The sequence below is a fragment of the Paraburkholderia sp. Ac-20340 genome, assembly GCF_017104965.1.
Classification (GTDB): domain Bacteria; phylum Pseudomonadota; class Gammaproteobacteria; order Burkholderiales; family Burkholderiaceae; genus Paraburkholderia.
This window is the reverse complement of the sequence record NZ_JAAGPR010000056.1, coordinates 1-21,036: the sequence shown is the minus strand read 5'-3', so window position 1 is coordinate 21,036 and position 21,036 is coordinate 1. Positions and strand designations below refer to the sequence as shown.

Genomic DNA, 21,036 nt, shown 5'->3' with positions numbered 1-21,036 from the left:
GCGTGCATTGTGCGCCAGCACGCGCCGTCGTGCTTCAGCCGTGCGTGAATCGCGATGGCCGCCGGCGCGGACGAGGCCCGCGCCGCTGCCGCTATCATATGCACTGTTCACACTTCGACACGTTTGCCCCGATGGTCAAGACACCCGCACCGAAATCCACGCCGCCGCGCATGTCCGATGTCGCCGAACTCGCCGGGGTATCGAAGATGACGGTTTCGCGCGTGCTGGCGGGCCGCAGCGCCTCGGAAGCCACGCGTGCGCGCGTGCAGCGCGCCATCGACGAACTTGGCTATGTGGCCGATGCGGCGGCGGGCGCGTTGTCGTCGGGGCGCTCGTCGTTTGTCGCCGTGCTGGTGCCGTCGATGTCGAGCTCGAACTTCTCGGACACCGTGAGCGGCCTGACCGCCGTGCTGGAGGCGCAAGGGCTCGAACTGCTGATCGGCGATACCGATTATTCGCTGGAGCGCGAAGAGCGCCTCGTGCGCCAGATGCTGCGCCATCAGCCGCGCTGCATCGCGCTGACCGGCTCGCAGCACACGGAGGCCACGCGCGCGCTGCTCGAACGCTCGGGCGTGCCGGTCGTCGAAATGTGGGATCAGCCTGCGCATCCGATCGATATGAGTGTGGGCTTTTCGAACGTGAGCGCGGCGCGCGAAATGGTGCGCTATCTGGCGGGCAAAGGGCATAAACGCATCGCGTTTATCGGCGGGGCGAGCGAGCTGGACTGGCGCGGCCTCGACCGCCTCAAGGGCTATCAGCAGGAAATGAAGGCGCTCGGGCTGGGCGAGCCGCGCATGGTGCGCCACGGCGATTCGCCGATCACGATGAGCCACGGCGCGCCCGCGCTGGCCGCGCTGCTCGAACGCTGGCCCGATACCGAGGCGGTGATGTGCGTGAGCGATATGTCGGCGTTCGGCGCGATCATGGAATGCCAGCGGCGCGGCATCGCGGTGCCGGGCCAGATCGCGGTGGCGGGCTTCGGTAACTTCGAAATTGCGGCTTGCTGCCATCCGGCCATCACGACGGTTTCCGTCGATGCCTACGGGATCGGGCGGCGCGCGGGCGAAGCGCTGCTCGGCGCGCTGGCCGCGGAGGACAGCGAGAGCGGGGCGCACGCGCGGCGCACCGTGAAGACGCGTATTCACTACAACGTGGTCGAGCGCGAGAGCGCCTGAGCGCCTAAGCGCGTGTAAAAAGCAGGCTTTCTATCTCCTTTCGGATGTCGTAGTCACCCTGGCTGCGCGCTGCATTTGCCGCGTGCTAGTATCGAAATGTTATCGGTAACATTTCGATATGTGTAAGCCATAGATCCGACGCAGCAGATCAATCGGATGAGACAGGAGACACGCATCATGGCCCAAACGCCAGCACGCCGCCTGCGCAGCCAGGCATGGTTCGACGATCCCGCGCACGCGGACATGACCGCGCTCTACGTCGAGCGCTTCATGAATTACGGTCTCACGCGCGAAGAGTTGCAGTCCGGGCGGCCGATTATCGGCATCGCGCAGACGGGCAGCGATCTCGCGCCCTGCAATCGCCATCACATTGCGCTCGCGGAGCGCGTCAAAGCGGGCATTCGCGACGCGGGCGGCATTCCGATGGAGTTTCCCGTGCATCCGCTCGCGGAGCAGAGCCGCCGTCCCACGGCCGCGCTCGACCGCAACCTTGCCTATCTCGGGCTGGTGGAAATCCTGCACGGCTTTCCGCTCGATGGCGTGGTGCTGACGACCGGTTGCGACAAGACCACGCCGGCCTGTCTGATGGCGGCGGCCACCGTCGATCTGCCCGCCATCGTCCTGTCGGGCGGCCCGATGCTCGACGGCTGGCACGAGGGCAAGCGCGTCGGTTCCGGCACGGTCATCTGGCATGCGCGCAATCTGCTGGCGGCGGGCGAAATCGATTACGAAGGTTTTATGGCGCTCACCACGGCGTCGTCGCCGTCGATCGGGCATTGCAACACCATGGGCACGGCGCTGTCGATGAATTGCCTCGCCGAAGCGCTGGGCATGTCCTTGCCTGGCTGCGCGAGCATTCCGGCGGCGTACCGCGAGCGCGGACAAATGGCGTATGTCACGGGCAAGCGCAGCGTCGATCTGGTGCGCGAGGATGTGCGGCCGTCGCACATCATGACGCGGGCGGCGTTCGAGAATGCGATCGTGGTGGCGTCGGCGCTGGGCGCATCGACGAATTGCCCGCCGCATCTGATCGCAATCGCGCGTCATATCGGCGTCGATCTCACGCTCGAAGACTGGCAGCGCTTTGGCGAGCCCGTGCCTTTGCTCGCGAATACGATGCCCGCCGGCGAATATCTGGGCGAGAGTTTTCATCGTGCGGGCGGCGTGCCGGCGGTGCTGCGCGAACTCGATCGCGCGGGGCTCGTGCGGCGCAATTGCGCCACGGTGTCGGGCCGCACGACCGGCGAGATTGCCGATGCCGCGCCCGCCGCCGACCGCGACGTGATTCACACCTGCGATGCGCCGCTCATGCATGGCGCGGGTTTCATCGTGCTGTCGGGCAACTTCTTCGATAGCGCGATCATGAAGATGTCGGTGGTGGGCGAGGCGTTTCGCAAGACGTATCTGAGCGAGCCGGGCGCGGAAAATGTGTTCGAAGCGCGCGCCATCGTGTTCGACGGCCCCGAGGACTATCGCGCGCGCATCAACGATCCCGCGTTGAATATCGACGAGCGCTGCATGCTGGTGATACGCGGCTGCGGTACGGTCGGTTATCCGGGCAGCGCAGAAGTGGTGAACATGGCGCCGCCCTCCGAACTCGTGAAGCGCGGCGTGACGTCGCTGCCCTGCATGGGCGACGGGCGGCAGAGCGGCACGTCGGCGAGTCCGTCGATACTCAACATGTCGCCGGAAGCGGCCGTGGGCGGCGGCCTCGCGCTGCTGCGCACGGACGACCGCATCAAGGTCGATCTGAACGCGCGGCGCGTCGAACTGCTGATCGATGCGCAGGAACTGGCGCAGCGTCGCGAGCACGCGGCATTTGACGCGCCGCCTTCGCAAACGCCGTGGCAGGCGCTTTATCGGCAGACTGTGGGCCAGTTATCGACGGGCGGTTGTCTCGAACCGGCCACGCTGTATCTGCGTGTGATCGAGGAGCGCGGCGAGCCGCGTCACTCGCACTGACGCGCGACTTAAAGCGTCTTGCCGATGCGATGCGCCATCTCCACGACGGCGATGGCGATGCGCTTTTCGCGGCGCGCATCGATACGTTCGAGCGGCAGACTCGTGCTCACCGCCACGCGCTTGCCGAGCGCCGTCACGCCCACGAACGCGGCGAAACACGTGAGACCCGCCGTGACTTCTTCGCGCTCGTGCGCGAGTCCCGAACGGCGGATCGCATCGAGCGCGAGCAGCAAATCCTGACGCCGCGTGATCGTATTGGGCGTGATGGCCGGGAGTTGCTTCGGCACGATCGTCATTATTTCGGCATCCGAAAGACTGGCGAGCAGCGCCTTACCCAGCGCGCAGCAATGGGCGGGCAGGCGCGAGCCGAGATCGGAAATCAGCCGCACCGGGCGGGCCGGATCTTCGCGCGCAATATAGACGACTTCCGTGCCGTCGAGCACGGCAAGTTGCACGACCTCGTTGTGCTTGGCGATAAAGCTTGCGGCTTCGTGGCGGAAGGCGTCGTGCAGTCGGTCGTGGCGCACATACGCGCTGCCCAGTTCGAACAGCGTCACGCCGACGATGTAACCATCCGCGCGCTTTTCGATCCAGCGCCTGCGTTCCAGCGAATCGAGCATCAGATACAGCGTGCTGCGCGATAGCCCGGTTTGCTCCGCAATGACGGCCGCGCGCACGGGTGCCTGCGCGTGCGCGAGAACGTCGAGGATGTCGTGAATGCGCTTGAGCGCGGGCACTTCGTAGGCAGTGGACATGGTGACCTGGGCGTATCGGCGGCTTCCAACAGGTTGGAAATACTAGCATCTGGTTGGACAGCGTGCGTGGCCGATCATACGATCGTTGCGCGTTGTCGCTGACATTGCATTACCGCGCTTATTTACTTCAATCACGCAACAGGTTGATGCTCATGACTGAATCGTCCGTTTCCGCTTTCCTGCCCGTCGATCTCGACGATGCTTTGCTGGTCGGCCGCGTGTGGCGGCGCGACGGCGCGCACGAAGGACCGGGCGTGATTGTCGTGCGCGGCGGCCAGGTGTTCGATATCACGCGCACGGTGGCGACCACGGCGGACCTGTTCGATCGCGCCGACGCCGTCGAGATCGCGCGCCACGCGCCCGGCGAGTTAATCGGCGATGTGAAGGATCTGCTCGCGGCGAGCTTGCCCGGCGTGCAGAAAGAGTCAACTCGCGCGCATCTGCTCGCGCCCTGCGATGTGCAGGCGATCAAGGCTTGCGGCGTGACGTTTGCGGTGAGTCTGCTGGAGCGCGTGATCGAAGAGCAGGCGGGCGGCGACCGCGCGAAGGCGGCACAGGTGCGCGAGACCATCACGGCGCTGATCGGCACGGATCTTTCGGCCATCGAACCGGGTTCGGACGCCGCCATGCGTCTGAAGGCCGAGTTGCAGCGTCGCGGTGCGTGGTCGCAATATCTCGAAGTGGGGATTGGTACGGATGCCGAAGTATTTTCGAAATCCCAGCCTATGTCGGCGGTGGGCTTTGGCGCGGATGTGGGTTTGCTGCGGGCTTCGGCCTGGAACAACCCGGAACCGGAAATCGTGCTGGCGGTGAATGCGCGCGGAGAAACCGTGGGCGCGACGCTCGGCAACGATGTGAACCTGCGCGATATCGAAGGCCGTTCGGCGCTTTTGCTCGGCAAGTGCAAGGACAATAACGGCTCGTGCGCGATCGGTCCGTTCGTGCGCCTGTTCGACGGGCGCTTCACGATGGATTCGGTACGCGCGGCAAGCGTTTCGCTACGCGTGGAAGGCGCGGACGATCATTTCGTGCTCGACGGCGTGAGCCACATGCGCGAAATCAGCCGCGATCCGCTGCAACTCGTCGCGCAGACTTGCGGCACGCATCATCAATACCCGGACGGCTTCATGCTGTTTCTCGGCACGATGTTCTCGCCGATCCAGGACCGCGACGCGCCGGGCTCCGGCTTCACGCATCACATCGGCGATGTGGTGACGATATCAGCGCCGCAACTGGGCGCGCTCGTCAACACCGTCAAACTCAGCGACGAGATCGCGCCGTGGACGTTCGGCGTGCGCGCGCTCTACGCGAATCTCGCGGCGCGCGGCATCGCCGTCGGTGGCTGAACGGCGCGACGCGACGCGACGCTTAACGGTTGCCGTCGAGCAGATCGTTGAGCAGTTCGTCGAATGCGGCCTGGGCGTCTTCGAGTTCCTGCAGGGCGGCGTCGAAAGTCTGCAGCGCGAACTGCGACGGGCGGCCTTCGCCCTGCGGCGGGAATTGCGTCTGCAGCGACGTGAAGGCGGATTTGACGCGTTGCGTGGCGTTCAGCACGCGGTCCATCGCGGCCGCTTCTTCGGCGCGCGCCTGTTCGGGGGGCAATGCTTGGGTCATCGAAAACTCCAGTGTGTTCCAGTTTGTAGTGGCTAGCCGCAAGGCGGCGTTCAGGATAGCGGCAATCCGCCTTCGGATTTCACTTCGCGCATCGACAGCGCCGATTCCACCGACGTGACGCCCGGCAGGCTGCGCAATTCGTCGCGCATGAAGTTGCCGTAATCGTCGAGATCGCGCGCGACGATCATCAGAATATAGTCCGCCGTGCCGGCAACGTTGTGGCAGGAGAGAATCCGCTCGATTGCGCAGACTTCGCGCTCGAAACGGTCGGCCAGCGCGCGGTCGTGCACCGCAAAGCGCACCGACACATACGCGACCACGCCATAGCCGAGCGCGCGGCGCGACAGCATCGCGCGGTAGCGCTCGATATAGCCGTCCTGCTCCAGCCGCTTGAGGCGGCGCGCGCAGGGCGTTTCGCTCAAACCGACCGTTTCCGCGAGGCGCGCATTGGGCATCCGGCCATCGGCCTGCAAGGCGCCGAGGATGGCGCGATCGAGTTTGTCGAGGTCGCTCATGGGCGTGAGTGCTTTTCCTGTTCGGATGCGTGAATTTTAGAGCATTCCACTCGATGGCGAGGTTTTCGCTACCCAATACGCCATAAATCGCTCCTGATTTAGCGGCAACATAGAGCCTCTTCCAGTCGAGGCCATCATGATTTCCGCCCACCTGTTGTTGATGTTCATTGCCGCACTGATCGTCGTTTGCGCACTGCCTGGCGCGGATATGGCGCTGGTGATGCAAACCAGCATGAGCCGCGGCGCGCGGCGGGGTTTTGCGGCGGCTTGCGGGCTTGGGCTGGCGCGCGCGACGCATGTGACGCTGTCGGCGTGCGGGCTGGCGGCGTTGCTGCACAACGCGCCGTGGCTCTACGAAGTGGTGCGCTATGTGGGCGCGATTTACCTGACCTGGATTGCCGTGCAGATTTTCCGCGCGCCGGTTTTCGCGCTGCCGCAAGCGGATGGCGTGGCCGTGGAACGCCCGTTACGCGCGGATTTCCTCAAAGGCTTGCTGACCAATCTGCTCAACCCGAAGGCGTTGCTGTTCTGCTCGGTGTTGCTGCCGCAGTTCATTCGCCCGGATCTGGGTTCGGTCTGGCTGCAGGTGATCGAACTGGGCATTGTGCTGGTGATCGTCTGCGCGCTGTTCGATGTTCTTTATGTGCTGGGGGCGGCGCGCATTGCCGTCTGGCTGCGCCGCCATCCGCTCGCGCAGACCGTGCAGAAGTGGGCATTTTCTTCCGCGTTGATCGGCTTCGCGGTGCGTCTTTCGCTCGACTGAGCCGACGCTATCCCGCATTTTTTCCGCAGTTTTTCCGCAGCGGCCGCCCCGGTCTTCGGACCCAGGCGGCCGCTGCAGCTTCGCGCCGCGCCTTAGTTCGGGCGGCCGCCCAGATAGTCGAGCTTGCCGAGTTCTACGCCGTTATGGCGCAGGATGTCGTAGGCCGTGGTCACATGAAAGAAGAAGTTGGGCAGCACGAAGCCCAGTAGATAGCTTTGACCCGTGAAGTCGATCGGGCCCGTGCGCATCTTCAGCGTGATGCTCTTGTCTTCCGTACCGTCGATCTGTTCCGGCTTGAAGGTATTCAGATAGTCGATGGTCTTCTGGATGCGCGTGTGCAGGTCGTCGAAGCTCACCTCCACGTCGTCGAACTTCGGCGCGTCCACGCCTGCGAGACGCGCGGCGCAACCCTTGGCGGTATCCGTGGCGATATGGATCTGGCGCGCGAGCGGCAGCATGTCGGGGAAAAGCCGTGCACCGGTCAGCACCGAAGGGTCGATCTGCTTCTCGGCCGCGTGCGCCTGCGCCTTGCCGATGATGTTCTGCAGGTTGGCGAGACCGTGCACGAGCACGGGCACCGAGGCTTGATACATGGTGATGGACATGGGGATTCCTCGTTTCCTTGATTTGGGCACGCGTCACTCCACCGGTGCGGAGTTGCAGCGGGCGGACCATTATGCGCCAACGGGTTTACGGCTGCCATTGGCCGAACGGCCGATCTTGCGCATACGCATGGACGTCTGATTTGATATCGGTGCTGGAGCGAGATGAAACGCGTGTTAGAAATTCACCGGCGCCCGAATATTAATCGGGATGCCGAAATAAATTTTCTGTTTCGTGTCGGATGCTTAGCGATGTGACGCATTTCAGCATGACTGGCCATCCTGCTGACTGCGTCGCCCGCAAACCGGCTGCAAGAGCGTTACACAAGCCGGCGCCGCCTGCGCAAACTCCGCTCCTGCGCATGGCGTTCTTGTGCAGATTCACCCCGCAAAAATTCGAATGTGTTTTAATTAGGCAGCATTGACCATCCATTCAGCATCGTACGGCAGCGTATGGTGCATTTACCATGAACGCAGAATTGGCAGAAACTTGTCTGACCGTGCGTCGCATGGCAAAAGGTGCGGCGCGTTGGAAGACGCCGCGCGCGCGTGCAGCGCTGCATGGCATGCTGCTGGCGCTCGCCGTGGGCGGTGCGGTGCGCAGTCTGCCCGCCTGGGCGCAAGATCCGCGCTTGCTCGACGCGCGCGTGTCGCAGGAATCGGTCGCGGAAACGATCTGCCGGCCCGGTTACGCAGATACCGTGGCGCCGTCGTTCGACGCGGCAATGGCCCTGAAAGAGCGCCTGCTGGCGGCGCGCGGCATCGACGCTGAAGATGGCGTCACGTACGCGCTCGACCGTCATGTGCCGATCCTGCTGGGCGGCTCGCCCGATGCATCGGCGAATTTCGATCTGTTGCCGTGGGGCGGTCACGCGGGCGAACGCCGCAAGTCGTTGCTCACGGTGCGTCTGAAGCGCTGCGTCTGCGCGGGCCGCATGTCGCTCGCGCAGGCTCAGGCCACTATCGCGGGCAACTGGTCGCGTCAGTACGATCAGCTCACGCGCATGCAATGCGGCACCGATTTCGGCGATACCACGTCGGCGAGCCGCGACGAAGGGCCTTGAACCGTCGGCCTTTTGAATCGTCCCCTTTTGCGGATTTTCCCACTACGGTCTGCGCGTCGCGCGCTCGTGGCACGCGCATTGCGGCGCGCTTCGCGATGTCGCGCTGCGCCCGGCATTCCGACAATTTGACGCAGTGCAGTCGCTGAGAAATCGGTCTACTCTGACTTATATCAATAAGAAGGAGTGAACGAAATGTTAGCGTCCGGCCTTTCGATACTTGTCCTGCTTTCCGCGGCCTTGCTCGGCCAGTCCATCTGGATGCGCGCGAGGGCGGCGGCGAGTCTGCAACCCGTGCGCGTTCGCGCGAACCGTCCGCGCCACTACCGGTAGATCGATATGCACCTGACTGTCTGGAACGTCCCCGAAACCTGCAGCGAGCAGGAAGTGCGCGATTTTTTCAAGCATGAACTCGGGCATTACGCCAAGGCCGTCACGGTGTACGACGCGGGCACGCCCAACGCCCACGCCGATCTCGAACTCGATTCGGAAGTGCCTTACGTGGGCGAGGCCGTCGCGCGCGAATTGCAGAGCCGGCGCCTTGCCGGCGTGACGCTGCAGGTCAGCGCGCCGCCGTTCGATAGCGAGGAGCCGGAAAAGCACTGGCCCTCCGCGCCCTGAGCATTTCGTTCAATTGACGTCGCGCGGTATCGGTTGATCGGGCGTGTAGGGCAGCGCACGCTTGTGTCGCGTTGCGTTGTAAAAGCGCAGGATCGTTTCGCGCGCTGCCGCGCTCACCGGCTTGCCCTCCAGAAAATCGTCGATGGCGTCGTAGCCCAGGCCGTAGGCGTCTTCGTCGGGTCTGAGCGGGCGTAGGGTTTCGAGATCCGCCGTCGGTGTTTTATCGACGAGACCTTGCGGCGCGCCAAGCTGGCGCGCCAGCGCCCGCACGCGGCGTTTCGTCAAACCGGCCAGCGGCAGCACATCCGCGCCGCCATCGCCGAACTTCGTGAAGAAACCCATCAGCGATTCCGCCGCGTGGTCCGTGCCGACCACGAGTCCCGCGCGTGCGCCCGCCACCGCGTATTGCGCAATCATCCGCTCGCGCGCCTTGATGTTGCCGAGCACGAAATCCTGCTGGGCCGCGTCGGCGAACGCCAGGCCGCCTGCGGCGAGCGAGGCGAGCATCGCGTCGGCGGGCGGGGCGATGTCGGTGGTCAGCGTTTCGTCGGGCTGGATGAAGGCGAGCGCGGCGGCGGCATCGGCTTCGTCGCGCTGCGTGCCGTAGGGCAGGCGCATGGCGATAAAGCGCGCCGCATGGCCTTGCGCGCGCAGCGCTTCGACGGCGAGTTGTGCGAGACGCCCGGCCGTTGTCGAATCGATACCGCCGCTGATGCCGAGCACCAGCGCGCGCAGTCCGCTGTTGCGCAGGCTGTGGGCGAGAAAAGCGACGCGGCGTTCGATTTCGGCCTGCGGGGAAAACTCGGCGCTCACGCCCAGTGCGGCTGCGATTTCGCGCGGTGTTTCCTGTTGCAATGCGGCTTCTGCGTTCATTGAAGTTTCTCGCTCGTTGAGGTTTGCCCAGTCGCGCGGCGGCGGATGCGCGATGTCTGGTTTAATGGTGAACGGTCCGGGCGCGTAATTTGCAGGGCATGGTTTGTCGGCCACGAAAGCGTCCGATCTCAGACAAAACTCTGCCGGATTCACGATGAACGAATATGCTTCGCGCGGCGCTCAGGCGTGCGTAGACGGCGGTGTCCGGGGAGGCACCGCTCATTATCACGGTGCGTGGCCAGTGCTGCTGCGTGCGCGGCCTGCGCGGGCGTTTGCGCTGTTGGCGGCGCTGTGCGCGTGGGGTTGGTGCGCGAGCGCTGCGGCGGCGGATGCTGCGGTGGCGCCGGGCGCGTCAGGTGTGTCAGCTGCTTCGGCATCGGCTTCGAGAGCGGCTTCGGCGGCTGCCTCCGCCTCGGCGGCTATATCCGCGCCATCTGCGCAATCAACTTCCGCCGTGCCAGCGGCATCAGCCGCATCTCCGGCGTCGACCACGGCTGCTTCCGCGCCTGTCGCCGCCTCGGGGCCCGCGCCGCTCGTGCTGCCCGAGCATCCCAAACTGACGCCCGAACAGGCCGCCGACGAAACCCGTCGCGCACTCGCCATGCGCGACACCTTCGCGCGCAGCGTGACGCGCCGCCTGCGCGTGCCGCTGGCCGATCAGCGCGCCTATGGCCAGCGTCTGCAAGCCGCGCTCGACGCCAAGAATCTCGGCGCGCTGGCGGGCGAGTACGTCATCCTCGTGGATCGCAGCGCGAACGTGCAGGCGCTTTTCATCTATTTCCGCGCGATGCCGGGCGAGGCCTGGCAGATGATCGGCGCATCGCCGGTCGCAACGGGCCGGCCCGGCGAATTCGATCACTTTCTTACGCCGCCTGGTGTGTTCGAGCACACGCCGTCGAACATGGATTTCCGCGCCGAAGGCACGATGAACGACAACGGCATTCGCGGCTACGGCAAGCGCGATATGCGCATCTACGATCTGGGCTGGGTCGACGGCGAGCGCGGTTGGGGCAAGGGCGGCTTTTCGCAGATGCGTTTCCAGATGCACGCGACCGATCCCGACCGACTCGAACCGCTGCTCGGCATCCGCCATTCGAAGGGCTGCGTGCGCATTCCGGCCTCGCTCAATACGTTTATCGACCATAACGGCATCATCGATGCCGAATACGAGGCGCTCGTCGCGTCGGGCAAATCGCTGTGGGTGCTGCATCCGGGCCGCAATATCACGCCGTATGCGGGGCGCTTTATCGTCGTGATCGACTCGGCGCGCAAGACGCGGCCGGCCTGGTCGCCAGCGCCGGGCAGCCAGGCGCGCGCAAAGCTGCCCAAGGGCGGCGATAACGCCGATTGACGCGGCATTCGCCGCGCGGCGTGCTCAGCCGCGCCGCGCGATCAGCACGCCCGCGAGCGCCACGCCGAAACCTGCGAGTTGCAGCGGCGTGAGCGTTTCGCGGAACAGCAGCCAGCTTTCCAGCGCGGCGAGCGGCGGCGCGAGAAATAGCAGTGCCGTTGCGCGGGCCGCATCGCCGTGACGCACCATCCAGACAAGCAGCGTTACGCCCGCGCCTGACAGCATCGCGATACCCCACGCGAGCGAAATCCACAATGTTGGCGAGGCGATCCAGCGATGCTCGCCCAGCGCGAGCACCAGCAGCGCCGCGACGATCGCCGCGCCCGCGTTCTGCACGGCGCTCGCGCTGCGGATATCGGCCTTTGCGAGCGAGGTCTTCTGATACAGAGTGCCCGCCGTGATGGCGCCGATCGACAGCACCGAGACAAGCACCACGAGCAGCGGATTCGCGTGCGCGACGCCGTCGGCGGCTGCGTGCGCGCTGGCCTGGAGTTTCGGCAGCAGTTTCGGCATCAGTACGAGCACCACGCCAGCGAGGCCGAGCCCGAGACCTTGCCAGCGCCGCAGCGAAATCTTCTCGCCGAACAGGGGCGCGGCGAGCGCGGCGGTCAGGAGCGGCTGCAGTGCGCCGAGCAGCGCCATGACTCCCGCGCTCAGGCCTTGTGCGACGGCCCAGTAGCCCGCACCCAGATACACGCCTTGCAGCAAGGCGCCGGCGAACAGGTGTTTGCCGATTTCGCGTCCGCGCGGCCAGGGCGCGCGCATCGCGAGCGCCACGCAGGCGAACAGCAGCGCCGTGCCGCCGAAGCGCGCGAGCAGGAACAGGTTGGGATCGGCGTAAGGCGCGATGGCGCGGGCGACGACAAAACCCGTCGACCAGAGCAAGACGAACAGCGTGGGCGTGAGCGAGGCGAGCATCGGTTTGGTTTTGGGCGCGCGCGGTTGAGCGAAAGGCCCGGAGTATCGCCCGCGCACGACGCGGCAGTCTTGTTCAGGACTGCACTCGCCTCGTCATGTTTGAATTGCAACTAACAGCCAGTTTCGCGCGGCGCCTATAAGTTGAGTGAGGGTGGCGGCGCACAAAATAAAGGCGCGCTAGAAAAACGTCGCCGCCACGCCGATCAGCGTTCCGCTCAACGCACAGGCAATCAGCAGCGCGCGCGTGCGCCGGTTTTCGCGACGCATTTCATCGAGCAACGCGGCCTGCGCCTGCCCATGCGCACCGCGCTGCCCATGCTGCGCGCCGGCGTGATGGTGCATGAAGCGATAGATAAGCTGCGGCACGCGCGGCCCGATCTGCGCGAGATGCGGCAACTCCTGCGCAAGCCGATTGATCCAGCCGTGCGGACCCAGATCGCGCCGCGCGATATCGCCGAGCGTGGTTTTCGCGATACCCCACGCATCGACATCGGGATGAATCGTGCGCGCCAGCGCCTCCGCCTGCCCGAACGCGCGTTGCGCCGCAGCCAGCCGCGGCGACACCGCGCCGCCAAACGGCTGCACGGCATTCAGCAGATGGTGGAACAGCGCGCCGGCGCTGCGATCGTTGGCATCGTCGGCGAAATGGGCTTCGGCGCGGGTGCGCAGTTCCGCTTCGATCTGTTCGGGGCGCGCATGCGCCGGCACATGGCCCGCGACGTGATGCAGCGTCGCCAGCCGCCCATAGTCCTGCTCGAACAGCGCCGTCGCGCCATGCACGAAGAATTCGCGTTCCGGCGAAGACAGCGAGGTCATCAGCGCCGCGCTCGCGAACACCAGCCGCCCGCGCGTGGCGGGTTCGATGCTCACGGCGACGCGTCGCGCGTCGAAGGCCGCATGGAAGAAGCCGTGTTCGAACGCCTGCTGTGTGACCACTTCGATCAGGTGCGCGGCCACCACCGTGACGTTGATGTGATGCATCGTCAGACCGGCGATGTCGGTGGCGCGCAAGGTATCGACGTGCTCGACCGTCAGCGTCTGCGGCGTGCAGAAGTCCCAGATCACGTCGGGCACGAGCACGCGTTTGTCGTCGGCGAGATGATGGCCGCTCTGGCTCAGGTTGGCGGCCTGCGCGCGCAGGTCGAAGCGGCGTTGCAGATCGTCGCGCAGCGTCTGGGCGAGGGTGCGCAGCTTCAGCTTGCGCGCACCGCTCGAAAAGCGTTCGAGCCAGCGTGCGACTGCGCAGAGCAGCGCGGCGTCGTCATCGACTTCCTGAGCCTGCTTTGCGCGCAGCACGCGCACGGTCACCATCTGATGGCCGTTGGCCGGCAGTTTCAAGCGCGCGACGTGGGTTTGTTCGCACCAGCCGTTGTGGCAAGGCGTGGGGTCGATCCACGAAAAAAGATCCTGCGGCGCTTTGCCGAACGCGTGCTGAAAGGTGGCGTTCAACTGGTCGGGCGTGAGCGGTTCTTCGAAGTGCTCGATCGTGTCGATGGCGTCGTGCAAGGTCGAGGTCGCCAGTTCCGGGTGCGTGGCGACGGATTGTGCGAACGCGCTCGCAATCGGCGCGAGGCGCGGCAGGGCGCTCGACAGATGCGCGGCGAGCTTTTCGTCCTCGCGCATGCGCGCCGCGAGCGACACGATCCAGTGCAGCTTGTGGTGTTCGGGTGCGGCAAGCCAGATCAGCCGGATGCCATAGCGCAGTGCGCAGAACAGAAGACGCAGTTGGCGAAGTCTTGAACGCATGAATTCGGCGGTCGCAATAGCGTCGCATTAACGATAGAACGGTTGACCGTCCGGCGCCCCGGCGGCCAACACGAGATTAGCAGGGATGATCGCGCGATGGCAGGGCGCGTTTTCGCCCGGTTTTTGCGCATGCGCGTATGCCGCATGCGCGCTGCATCGGGAGGCATCAGCGCGGCCCTTGAATGCGCGTAATACAATACGGCGGCTTTACCGGTTCAAGCCCGCCGATTTACGTCCGATTGTCCGATTGCCCCCCCGATGCTCGCAGAACAACGTCACCAATACATCCTTTCGCAAGTGAATCGCACCGGCGCGCTGTCGGTTGCGGACCTCGTGCGCGAACTGCGGGTTTCGCGCGAGACCATCCGCCGCGATCTCAACACGCTGGCCGGGCGCGGCCTGCTGGTCACGACGCACGGCGGCGCGCTTTCGAGCGATCGGCGCGAGCCCGATCTCGACGTGCGCGACACCGCCAATGCCAGCGCCAAACGCGCGATCGGCGAACGCGCAGCAGAGTTCGTGCCTGATGGCGCGTCCGTCATCATCGATTCGGGCAGCACGACGCATGCGCTGGCGCGCGCGCTGATGGACCGGCATCGCCTCACGGTCTATACGAACGACTGGCGCATCGCCTTGCTGCTGGGCCGTCGCAACGAAAATCGCGTGACGCTGCTGGGCGGCGAGTTGTCCGATCACGAGGAAGCCACGTTTGGCCTCGATACCGTGCTGCAACTGACGCAATATCACGCCGATTACGCTTTTGTCGGCGCGGGCGGCATTACCGCGGACGGCTGGCTGACCGATTACTCGCGCATGGTCGCCGAAGTGCGCAGCCGCATGCTCACCGCCGCCGCCTGTGCGATCGTCGTGGCGGACCATTCGAAATTCGGCCGCATGACGCCGGTTCGCATCAACGGCTTCGAGCGCGCGCGTTACGTCATCACCGAACTGGCGCCCGAAAAGGGTGTGGCGCGCGCCATCGAGTCGCGCGGGCCGGAACTCGTGGTCGCCTGATTTACCTCCCTCCTGCTTCAGGCGCGGCGCTTTCGTACGCCGCGCATCAATTCTTCTTTTTGTTCTGATTCACTGATCCGACGCGTGTGCGGAGGTTTTCGCACGCGCCGCCTCACGTGTGCCAAGTTGCTTATTTTTGGCGAATTGTGGAATTTTTTGACAAACGCCACAATCGTCATGGCGGTGTCATGAAAACCTGTAATTCTTGCCGGGCCTGTACAGACGGGGCTGGCGCGCGAAACGGGAGGTCCCGGGCGCGCCGGGCGGCCGGGCGGTTTTAGGGTGGCAGCGACGGATTGCAGACAATCTGCAATCCGGGCGCCACACCGGACCGCAGCGGATGGGCAATGGCAGGCGGCGCAGTCCGCCGACGTTCGACGACTCATTAAACACGCATCGGGTAGCCCCGAGCACATGGTTTTTGCCTTCGGAGAGTGACATGAACCACAGGAATTCCCATCGCGCGGGTTTCGCTCGCAAGGCCCTGCCGATGATGGTTGCCGCCACGCTGCTGCAATGCGCAGCGATGAGCGCCCACGCCGCCAACGCCGTCGTGCTGTACACGGCTGACGGCCTCGAAAATCTCTACCGCGACGTTCTGCCGGCCTTCGAGAAGAAGGAAGGCGTGAAGGTCAATATCGTGACGGCCGGCAGTGGCGAAGTGGTGAACCGCGCCAACGTCGAAAAAGACGCACCGAAGGCCGACGTGATCATCACGCTGCCGCCGTTTATCCAGCAGGCCCAGCAAAGCGGCCTGCTGCAGCCGTACCAGAGCGTGAACTACAAGAACGTGCCGACGATCGCCAAGGCGACCGACGGTTCGTGGGCGACGTTCGTGAACAACTACTTCTCGTTCGCGATCAACCCGGAAGTCGTCAAGAACCAGCCGAAGACTTTCGCCGATCTGCTGCATCCGGACTACTCGGGCAAGATCGCCTACTCGAACCCGGCCACGGCGGGCGACGGCATGGCCGTGATCATCCTCACGACCTCGCTGATGGGCGAAGACAAGGCGTTCGACTACCTCAAGAAGCTCGAGCAGAGCGCCAAGTTCCACACCAAGGGCACGGGTTACCTCGACGTGCTGCTCTCGCGTAACGAAATCTCGGTGGCCAACGGCGACCTGCAGATGGATCTCGACGACGCAGCCAACGGCGGCCTCTCGCTCAAGCCGATCTTCCTTGCCGCCGACGCCAGCGGCCATCCGACCACGTTCCAGCTGCCGTACGCGATCGGCCTGATCAAGAACGGTCCGAACCAGGACGAAGGCAAGAAGCTGATCGACTATCTGATGTCGACGGATGTGCAGTCGAAGGTGCCGGACATCTTCGGTATTCCGGGCCGCACGGACGTGGCGCTCACGGGCAAGAACGGTGCAGCGGTCAAGCAGGCGATCGACGGCGTGAAGCTGATTCCGGTGGACTGGAACCAGGTGATGGCGAAGAAGGCTGACTGGACGACGCGCTGGAAGAACGAAGTGATCGGCTCGTCGGGTAAGCAGCTCGAAGTCGTCAAGCCGAAGTAAGGCCGTCTGATTCAGGCAGTCTGGTCCAGTCATACCCGTATCACATGCAGGAGATGAACCCGGTGAATACCGCAAGCCTTGCGTCGGCCGATATGGCCCGCGCACTGCCGGACGCGTCCGGCCTCGATGCAACCGGCGCGCACGGCGCGGCGGGCGTGCAGATCGATCACCTGAGCGTGCGTTTCGGCACGCGCACGGTGCTCAACGATCTGTCGCTCACCATCCGTCGCGGCGAGTTGCTGACCGTGCTCGGCCGCAGCGGTTGCGGCAAGACCACCTTGCTGCGTTTCATCGCCGGGTTCATCGAAGCCGATGGCCTTGCAGGCTCGCTGACCGTCGCCGGTCGCGACCTCACGCATGTGCCGCCGCATCAGCGCAATCTGGGGCTGCTGTTCCAGAGCTACGCGCTGTTCCCGCATCTGTCGGTGTTCGAGAATGTGGCGTTCGGCCTCAAGGCGCGCCGCGTGCCGTCGCGCGATATCGCCCGCCGCGTGGCCGATGCGCTCAAGCTCGTGCAACTCGGCGATCAGGGCCACGTGATGCCTGCGCAGCTGTCGGGCGGCATGCAGCAGCGCGTGGCGCTCGCGCGTGCGCTCGTGATCGAGCCCGATGTGCTGCTGCTCGACGAACCGCTTTCGGCGCTCGACGCCAATCTGCGCGCTTCGGTGCGCTCGGAATTGAAGGCGCTGCACGAGCGCCTGCCGAACCTGACGATCGTCTGCGTGACGCACGATCAGGACGACGCGCTGGTGCTCTCGGACCGCACGCTGCTGATGCGCGACGGTCATATCGCCCAGCTCGGCACGCCGCAGGAACTCTACGACACGCCGAATGACGCCTACGTCGCGCGTTATCTGGGCGCGGCAAACCTGCTGCCGCCGGGCGTGGCGTTTCCGGTTGGCGATCCGCGTCACGATGTGCGCGACAAGCTCGCCTGCCTGCGGCCGGAAAGCCTGCGCATCGCGCCGCTTGGCGAAGGCCAGTTGCACGGCACGATCGAGTCGGTCGAATGGTATGGCTCGGTGCTTTCCGTGCCGGTTTTGCTCGACGCGATGCCGAACGAACCGGTGCTCGTCACCATGCAGCGCGGCCACGGCATGACGCCGGAAAAAGGCATGCGCGTCTCCCTGCGTTACGAGGCTGACGATGTCGTCCTTATCAACCCCTGATCTCTCGCTGCCGGGCGCGGACGCCCACGCAGCCGCCGTGCGCCGCCGCGAACGCCGCGCGCAATGGCATATCGCGTTTCTGCTCGTGTTCGTGCTCGGGCCGCTCGTGGTCTATCCGCTGTTCCGGCTCGTATTGCTGAGCCTGACGGGCGCGCATGGTCTGAGTTTCGGTGCGTACGCAACGTTCTTCGGCAATCCCGATTCGCGCGGCGTGATCGGCACGACGCTGTGGATTCTGTTCCTGAGCGCGGGCGTGGCCTCGCTGCTCGGCGTGGCGATTGCGGCGATCCTGTTCTTCAAACCGTTTCCGTGCGCGCAGCTGGTCACGCGCTTTCTGGAACTGTTCGTGGCGTTCCCGTCGTTTCTGGTCGCGTTCACGCTGATCTTTCTGTACGGCTCGCAGGGTTCGGTGAGCATTGGCTTGCAGCAGCTCTTTCATCTGCAAGCGCCGCCGCTCGATTTCCTGTTCGGTATCGGCGGGGTGGTGCTGGCGGAGGTGGTGTTCTACGCGCCCTTCGTGGTGCGCCCGACGCTCGCCGCGTTTGCGCTGCTCGACATGCGTTTGATCGAAGCGGCGCGCAGCCTGGGCGCGAACAACCGTATGGTCGCGGCGCGCGTGATTCTGCCGCTCGCGTGGCCGGGTATCGCCGCGGGCACGATCCTTTGTTTCCTGCTGACGTTCAACGAATTCGGCATTCTGCTCGTGCTCGGCAGCGCGCATCTGGTCACGCTGCCGGTGGCGATCTATAGCTCGGCAACCGTCGATCTCGATCTGCCGACCGCCGCCGCGGGTGCCGTGGTGATGCTCGCGATGTCGCTCTCTTTGTATGCGCTGTATCGGCGCGTGAATCGCCGCAGTCATGGAGGCGCGCGCAATGGCAAGTAATTCTTCGATGAATCCGGCGACGGACGCCGTCACGCTGCCGCCGAAGCATCTGCGCGCGCGGCCGGTCGAACGTGGCTTCGTTGCGCGGATCGGCAGTGGCGTGCTGCTCGCGCTGGCTGCGCTGCTGTGTTTCTGGCTGTTTGTGCTGCCGGTGATCGTGGTGGCGCTGTCGAGCGTGGCTTCGCACTGGTCCGGCACGATCCTGCCCGATGGTTTCAGCATGCGCTGGTTCGAGCGGCTGGGTTCGAGCGATTTCGATGCGCTCGTGACGAGCCTGGAGATTGGCTTTGGCGTGGCGGTGCTCGGTACGGCGCTGGGCCTGTGGCTCGCGCTCGCGCTGGAGGGACGCGATCGCAAGGGGCTGGGCGTGGTCGTCGATACGCTCGCGATGGTGCCCAATGGCGTACCGAGCGTGGTGCTCGGTCTGGCCGTGCTGATCGCTTATCACAAGGCGCCGGTGGATCTGTCTAGCTCGGCGGCAATCGTTGTCTTTGTGCAGTTGGCGCTGGTGCTGCCGTTTTGTTATCGGTGCGCGTCGGCGGCGCTGCGCCCGGAGTTGACGGTTCTGCGCGAAGCGGCCGCGAGCCTCGGTGCGCCGCCCGCGATGGTGTTGCGTCGCGTGGTGCTGCCGCAACTGGTGCCGGCGATCCGCGCGAGTCTCGCGCTGGGCTTTGCGCTCTCGCTCGGCGAACTCGGCGCGACGCTTACGGTTTATCCGCCCGGATTTGCGACGGTGCCGATCGTCGTGGTGGGCGCGGTGGAGCGTGGTTACTATCTGCCGGCCTCGGCGCTCTCGCTGATTTTGCTGATCGTTTCGCTGGTGGCGCTGTTGCTGATTGCGGCGCGTGCGCCTCGCAAACGCGCGGATTGAGTCGATGGAAGCCATGCGGATCGATGCCGTGCATCGGCGTGATCGCGACGCCTCTGAGAGTGCCGCCGCGCCCATCGCGATGGTGCGCCAGCATTCGCTGACCGACCTTGTGCGTGTGGAGATCGAGCGTTGCATTACGCGCGGTCAACTGGCGCCGGGCGCAAAGCTGGTGGAAGCGGAATGGGCCGCGCGGCTGCAGGTGTCGCGCGGACCGGTGCGCGAAGCGCTGCGTGCGCTCGAGCAGACCGGGCTCGTGCGCAACGAGAAGCATCGCGGCGTGTTTGTGCGTAGCGTGTCGGATCTCGAGGCGCGCGAACTCGCTGCGCTTTGCGCGGTGCTTGAAGAGGCGGCGTGCCGGATGCTGGCGGCGCGTATCGACGCAGCCCAGGTCGCCGAGTTGCGCGCACGCCTGGACGCAATGCGCGACGCACTCGACGACGATAGCGAATTCGCACAAGCACGCGCGGCGTTTCGCGATGCGCTGGTTGCGGCGGCGGGCAATGGCAAGCTGCACGAGTCGTATCAACGTGCGGTGAGCGAGGCGCGGCTATCGAATCGCACCGAGCTTGACGACGCGCAGCGCGAAGCCGCGTTTGCGCAGCATCGCGCGGTGTTGAATGCGCTAGCATCCCGCGACGCCGACGAAGCGGCTGCGCAAATGCGCGCGTAGCAAGTGATGCTCGCGCAGCAGGGCTCGACGAAAGGAAATGGGGAATATGGCACTCAGTCTGGAAGATATTCGCGGCTTGTTCGAGCAGCACGGCGGACAGGCTTATAGCGGCGAGCCGGTCACGCAACTGGAGCACGCGCTGCAAAGCGGTGCGCTGGCGGAAGAGCAGGGCGCGAGCGAGGAACTCGTGGCGGCGGCGTTCCTGCACGACCTCGGGCATCTGCTGAATCATCAGGGCGAAACGCCGACCGAACGCGGTATCGACGACCTGCATCAATACTATGCGCTGCCGTTTCTGCGGCCGATTCTGCCGGAGAGCGTGCTGGAGCCGATCCGCCTGCACGTCGATGCGAAGCGCTACCTATGCGCCACCGACGAAGCGTACTTCAGTTGTTTGTCCGCCGATTCGGTGCGCAGTCTGCAGCTGCAAGGCGGTATCTTCGATGAAGAAGGCGCGCGCGCTTTCGCCGCCCGCCCTTATGCCGACGATGCGGTGCGTCTGCGTCGTTGGGATGATCTCGCGAAGATCGCCGGTAAAGAAACGCCGGACCTCGACCATTACCTGCAGATCGTCGATCGCGTGATGCAGCGCCACGCTTAAGACAGTTTCCTTCCTGCCAGTTTCAGGCGGCTCAAAAACCGCTTGCCAGATAGAGCTCACATGACTAGAATGCCGCTCCTTCGCATTCTCAATATGAGGATGTGGGGAGACGGGAAGCTTTTATTAAAGGCGCTGAAGTCTGTTGAGCGACAAGCAGTAACGCCAGCGAGTTTTAAGTGAAGTTAAAAAACTTGTTGACGGATCGTTCGATACTCTGCATAATCTCGTTTCTCTGCTGCTGACGCAGCGACGCAGAACCCGCCGGAAAGTTTCAAGTCTGACTGGTGTTCGCGAATCGATCTTTAAAAATTTACAGCCGATAAGTGTGGGCGCTTGATGATAAT

Annotated in this window: 21 protein-coding genes; 14 read left to right on the top strand and 7 right to left on the bottom strand. The window is 64.7% G+C overall.

The window, feature by feature from the left end:
• Window positions 1–170: 170 nt before the first annotated feature.
• Window positions 171–1,175, top strand: coding sequence for a LacI family DNA-binding transcriptional regulator (locus tag G3N59_RS35670; RefSeq protein WP_205987709.1), 1,005 nt, complete (start codon window positions 171–173; stop codon window positions 1,173–1,175).
• A gap of 177 nt (window positions 1,176–1,352) precedes the next feature.
• On the top strand, window positions 1,353–3,137 hold the full coding sequence (locus G3N59_RS35665) for an IlvD/Edd family dehydratase (protein ID WP_205987697.1): 1,785 nt from the start codon (window positions 1,353–1,355) through the stop codon (window positions 3,135–3,137).
• Between the two features lie 8 nt (window positions 3,138–3,145).
• On the opposite strand, the gene G3N59_RS35660 is transcribed toward G3N59_RS35665, so the two are convergent.
• Complete coding sequence (locus tag G3N59_RS35660) at window positions 3,146–3,892, bottom strand: IclR family transcriptional regulator (protein WP_205987696.1); 747 nt, start codon at window positions 3,890–3,892, stop codon at window positions 3,146–3,148.
• 152 nt (window positions 3,893–4,044) lie between these two features.
• On the opposite strand from G3N59_RS35660, the gene G3N59_RS35655 reads away from it, so the two are divergent.
• On the top strand, window positions 4,045–5,238 hold the full coding sequence (locus tag G3N59_RS35655; protein ID WP_205987695.1) for a fumarylacetoacetate hydrolase family protein: 1,194 nt from the start codon (window positions 4,045–4,047) through the stop codon (window positions 5,236–5,238).
• 22 nt (window positions 5,239–5,260) lie between these two features.
• On the opposite strand, the gene G3N59_RS35650 is transcribed toward G3N59_RS35655, so the two are convergent.
• Complete coding sequence (locus tag G3N59_RS35650; RefSeq protein WP_205987708.1) at window positions 5,261–5,494, bottom strand: hypothetical protein; 234 nt, start codon at window positions 5,492–5,494, stop codon at window positions 5,261–5,263.
• 62 nt (window positions 5,495–5,556) lie between these two features.
• Window positions 5,557–6,021: an Lrp/AsnC family transcriptional regulator gene (locus tag G3N59_RS35645; RefSeq protein ID WP_205987694.1), complete on the bottom strand. Its 465-nt coding sequence runs from the start codon at window positions 6,019–6,021 to the stop codon at window positions 5,557–5,559.
• A gap of 136 nt (window positions 6,022–6,157) precedes the next feature.
• On the opposite strand from G3N59_RS35645, the gene G3N59_RS35640 reads away from it, so the two are divergent.
• Window positions 6,158–6,784, top strand: coding sequence for a LysE family translocator (locus tag G3N59_RS35640; RefSeq protein ID WP_205987693.1), 627 nt, complete (start codon window positions 6,158–6,160; stop codon window positions 6,782–6,784).
• Between the two features lie 92 nt (window positions 6,785–6,876).
• Here the strand turns inward: G3N59_RS35640 and G3N59_RS35635 are convergent, their stop codons facing one another.
• Window positions 6,877–7,389 (bottom strand): DUF1993 domain-containing protein, encoded by a 513-nt coding sequence (locus G3N59_RS35635; RefSeq protein ID WP_205987692.1) that lies wholly within the window; start codon window positions 7,387–7,389, stop codon window positions 6,877–6,879.
• Window positions 7,390–7,952: 563 nt separating this feature from the next.
• Between G3N59_RS35635 and G3N59_RS35630 the strand changes: the two genes are divergently transcribed.
• Window positions 7,953–8,450: a hypothetical protein gene (locus G3N59_RS35630; protein WP_241024821.1), complete on the top strand. Its 498-nt coding sequence runs from the start codon at window positions 7,953–7,955 to the stop codon at window positions 8,448–8,450.
• A 336-nt stretch (window positions 8,451–8,786) separates the two neighbouring features.
• Window positions 8,787–9,068 carry an RNA-binding protein gene (locus G3N59_RS35625; RefSeq protein WP_205987690.1) on the top strand — a complete coding sequence of 94 codons (282 nt, stop codon included), beginning with the start codon at window positions 8,787–8,789 and terminating at the stop codon, window positions 9,066–9,068.
• 9 nt (window positions 9,069–9,077) lie between these two features.
• On the opposite strand, the gene nadE is transcribed toward G3N59_RS35625, so the two are convergent.
• Entirely contained in the window at window positions 9,078–9,941 is an 864-nt protein-coding gene (nadE, locus tag G3N59_RS35620) for an ammonia-dependent NAD(+) synthetase (protein ID WP_205987689.1), read from the bottom strand.
• 289 nt (window positions 9,942–10,230) lie between these two features.
• Between nadE and G3N59_RS35615 the strand changes: the two genes are divergently transcribed.
• Entirely contained in the window at window positions 10,231–11,292 is a 1,062-nt protein-coding gene (locus G3N59_RS35615) for a L,D-transpeptidase (protein WP_241024820.1), read from the top strand.
• A gap of 24 nt (window positions 11,293–11,316) precedes the next feature.
• Here G3N59_RS35615 and G3N59_RS35610 read toward each other — a convergent pair whose 3' ends face one another.
• A complete protein-coding gene (locus G3N59_RS35610) occupies window positions 11,317–12,210 on the bottom strand; it encodes a DMT family transporter (protein ID WP_205987688.1) in 894 nt (297 codons plus the stop codon).
• Window positions 12,211–12,387: 177 nt separating this feature from the next.
• The gene (locus G3N59_RS35605) at window positions 12,388–13,956 is read right to left on the bottom strand and encodes an AarF/UbiB family protein (RefSeq protein WP_205987687.1); all 1,569 of its coding nucleotides are present in this window, start codon (window positions 13,954–13,956) and stop codon (window positions 12,388–12,390) included.
• Window positions 13,957–14,214: 258 nt separating this feature from the next.
• Between G3N59_RS35605 and G3N59_RS35600 the strand changes: the two genes are divergently transcribed.
• The 7 genes from G3N59_RS35600 to G3N59_RS35570 all read left to right on the top strand — a co-directional run bounded on the left by G3N59_RS35600 (window position 14,215) and on the right by G3N59_RS35570 (window position 20,692).
• A complete protein-coding gene (locus tag G3N59_RS35600) occupies window positions 14,215–14,970 on the top strand; it encodes a DeoR/GlpR family DNA-binding transcription regulator (protein WP_205987686.1) in 756 nt (251 codons plus the stop codon).
• Between the two features lie 439 nt (window positions 14,971–15,409).
• A complete protein-coding gene (phnS, locus tag G3N59_RS35595; RefSeq protein WP_205987685.1) occupies window positions 15,410–16,495 on the top strand; it encodes a 2-aminoethylphosphonate ABC transporter substrate-binding protein in 1,086 nt (361 codons plus the stop codon).
• 62 nt (window positions 16,496–16,557) lie between these two features.
• Window positions 16,558–17,664 (top strand): 2-aminoethylphosphonate ABC transport system ATP-binding subunit PhnT, encoded by a 1,107-nt coding sequence (gene phnT, locus G3N59_RS35590; RefSeq protein ID WP_205987684.1) that lies wholly within the window; start codon window positions 16,558–16,560, stop codon window positions 17,662–17,664.
• On the top strand, window positions 17,642–18,550 hold the full coding sequence (locus G3N59_RS35585) for a 2-aminoethylphosphonate ABC transporter permease subunit (protein ID WP_205987683.1): 909 nt from the start codon (window positions 17,642–17,644) through the stop codon (window positions 18,548–18,550). The genes phnT and G3N59_RS35585 overlap by 23 nt, the downstream gene beginning before the upstream one ends.
• Before the next feature lie 7 nt (window positions 18,551–18,557).
• Window positions 18,558–19,421 carry a 2-aminoethylphosphonate ABC transport system, membrane component PhnV gene (gene phnV, locus G3N59_RS35580; RefSeq protein ID WP_205987706.1) on the top strand — a complete coding sequence of 288 codons (864 nt, stop codon included), beginning with the start codon at window positions 18,558–18,560 and terminating at the stop codon, window positions 19,419–19,421.
• Window positions 19,422–19,434: 13 nt separating this feature from the next.
• On the top strand, window positions 19,435–20,091 hold the full coding sequence (locus G3N59_RS35575) for a GntR family transcriptional regulator (protein ID WP_205987705.1): 657 nt from the start codon (window positions 19,435–19,437) through the stop codon (window positions 20,089–20,091).
• A 46-nt stretch (window positions 20,092–20,137) separates the two neighbouring features.
• Window positions 20,138–20,692: a phosphonate degradation HD-domain oxygenase gene (locus G3N59_RS35570; protein ID WP_205987682.1), complete on the top strand. Its 555-nt coding sequence runs from the start codon at window positions 20,138–20,140 to the stop codon at window positions 20,690–20,692.
• Window positions 20,693–21,036 lie beyond the last annotated feature (344 nt).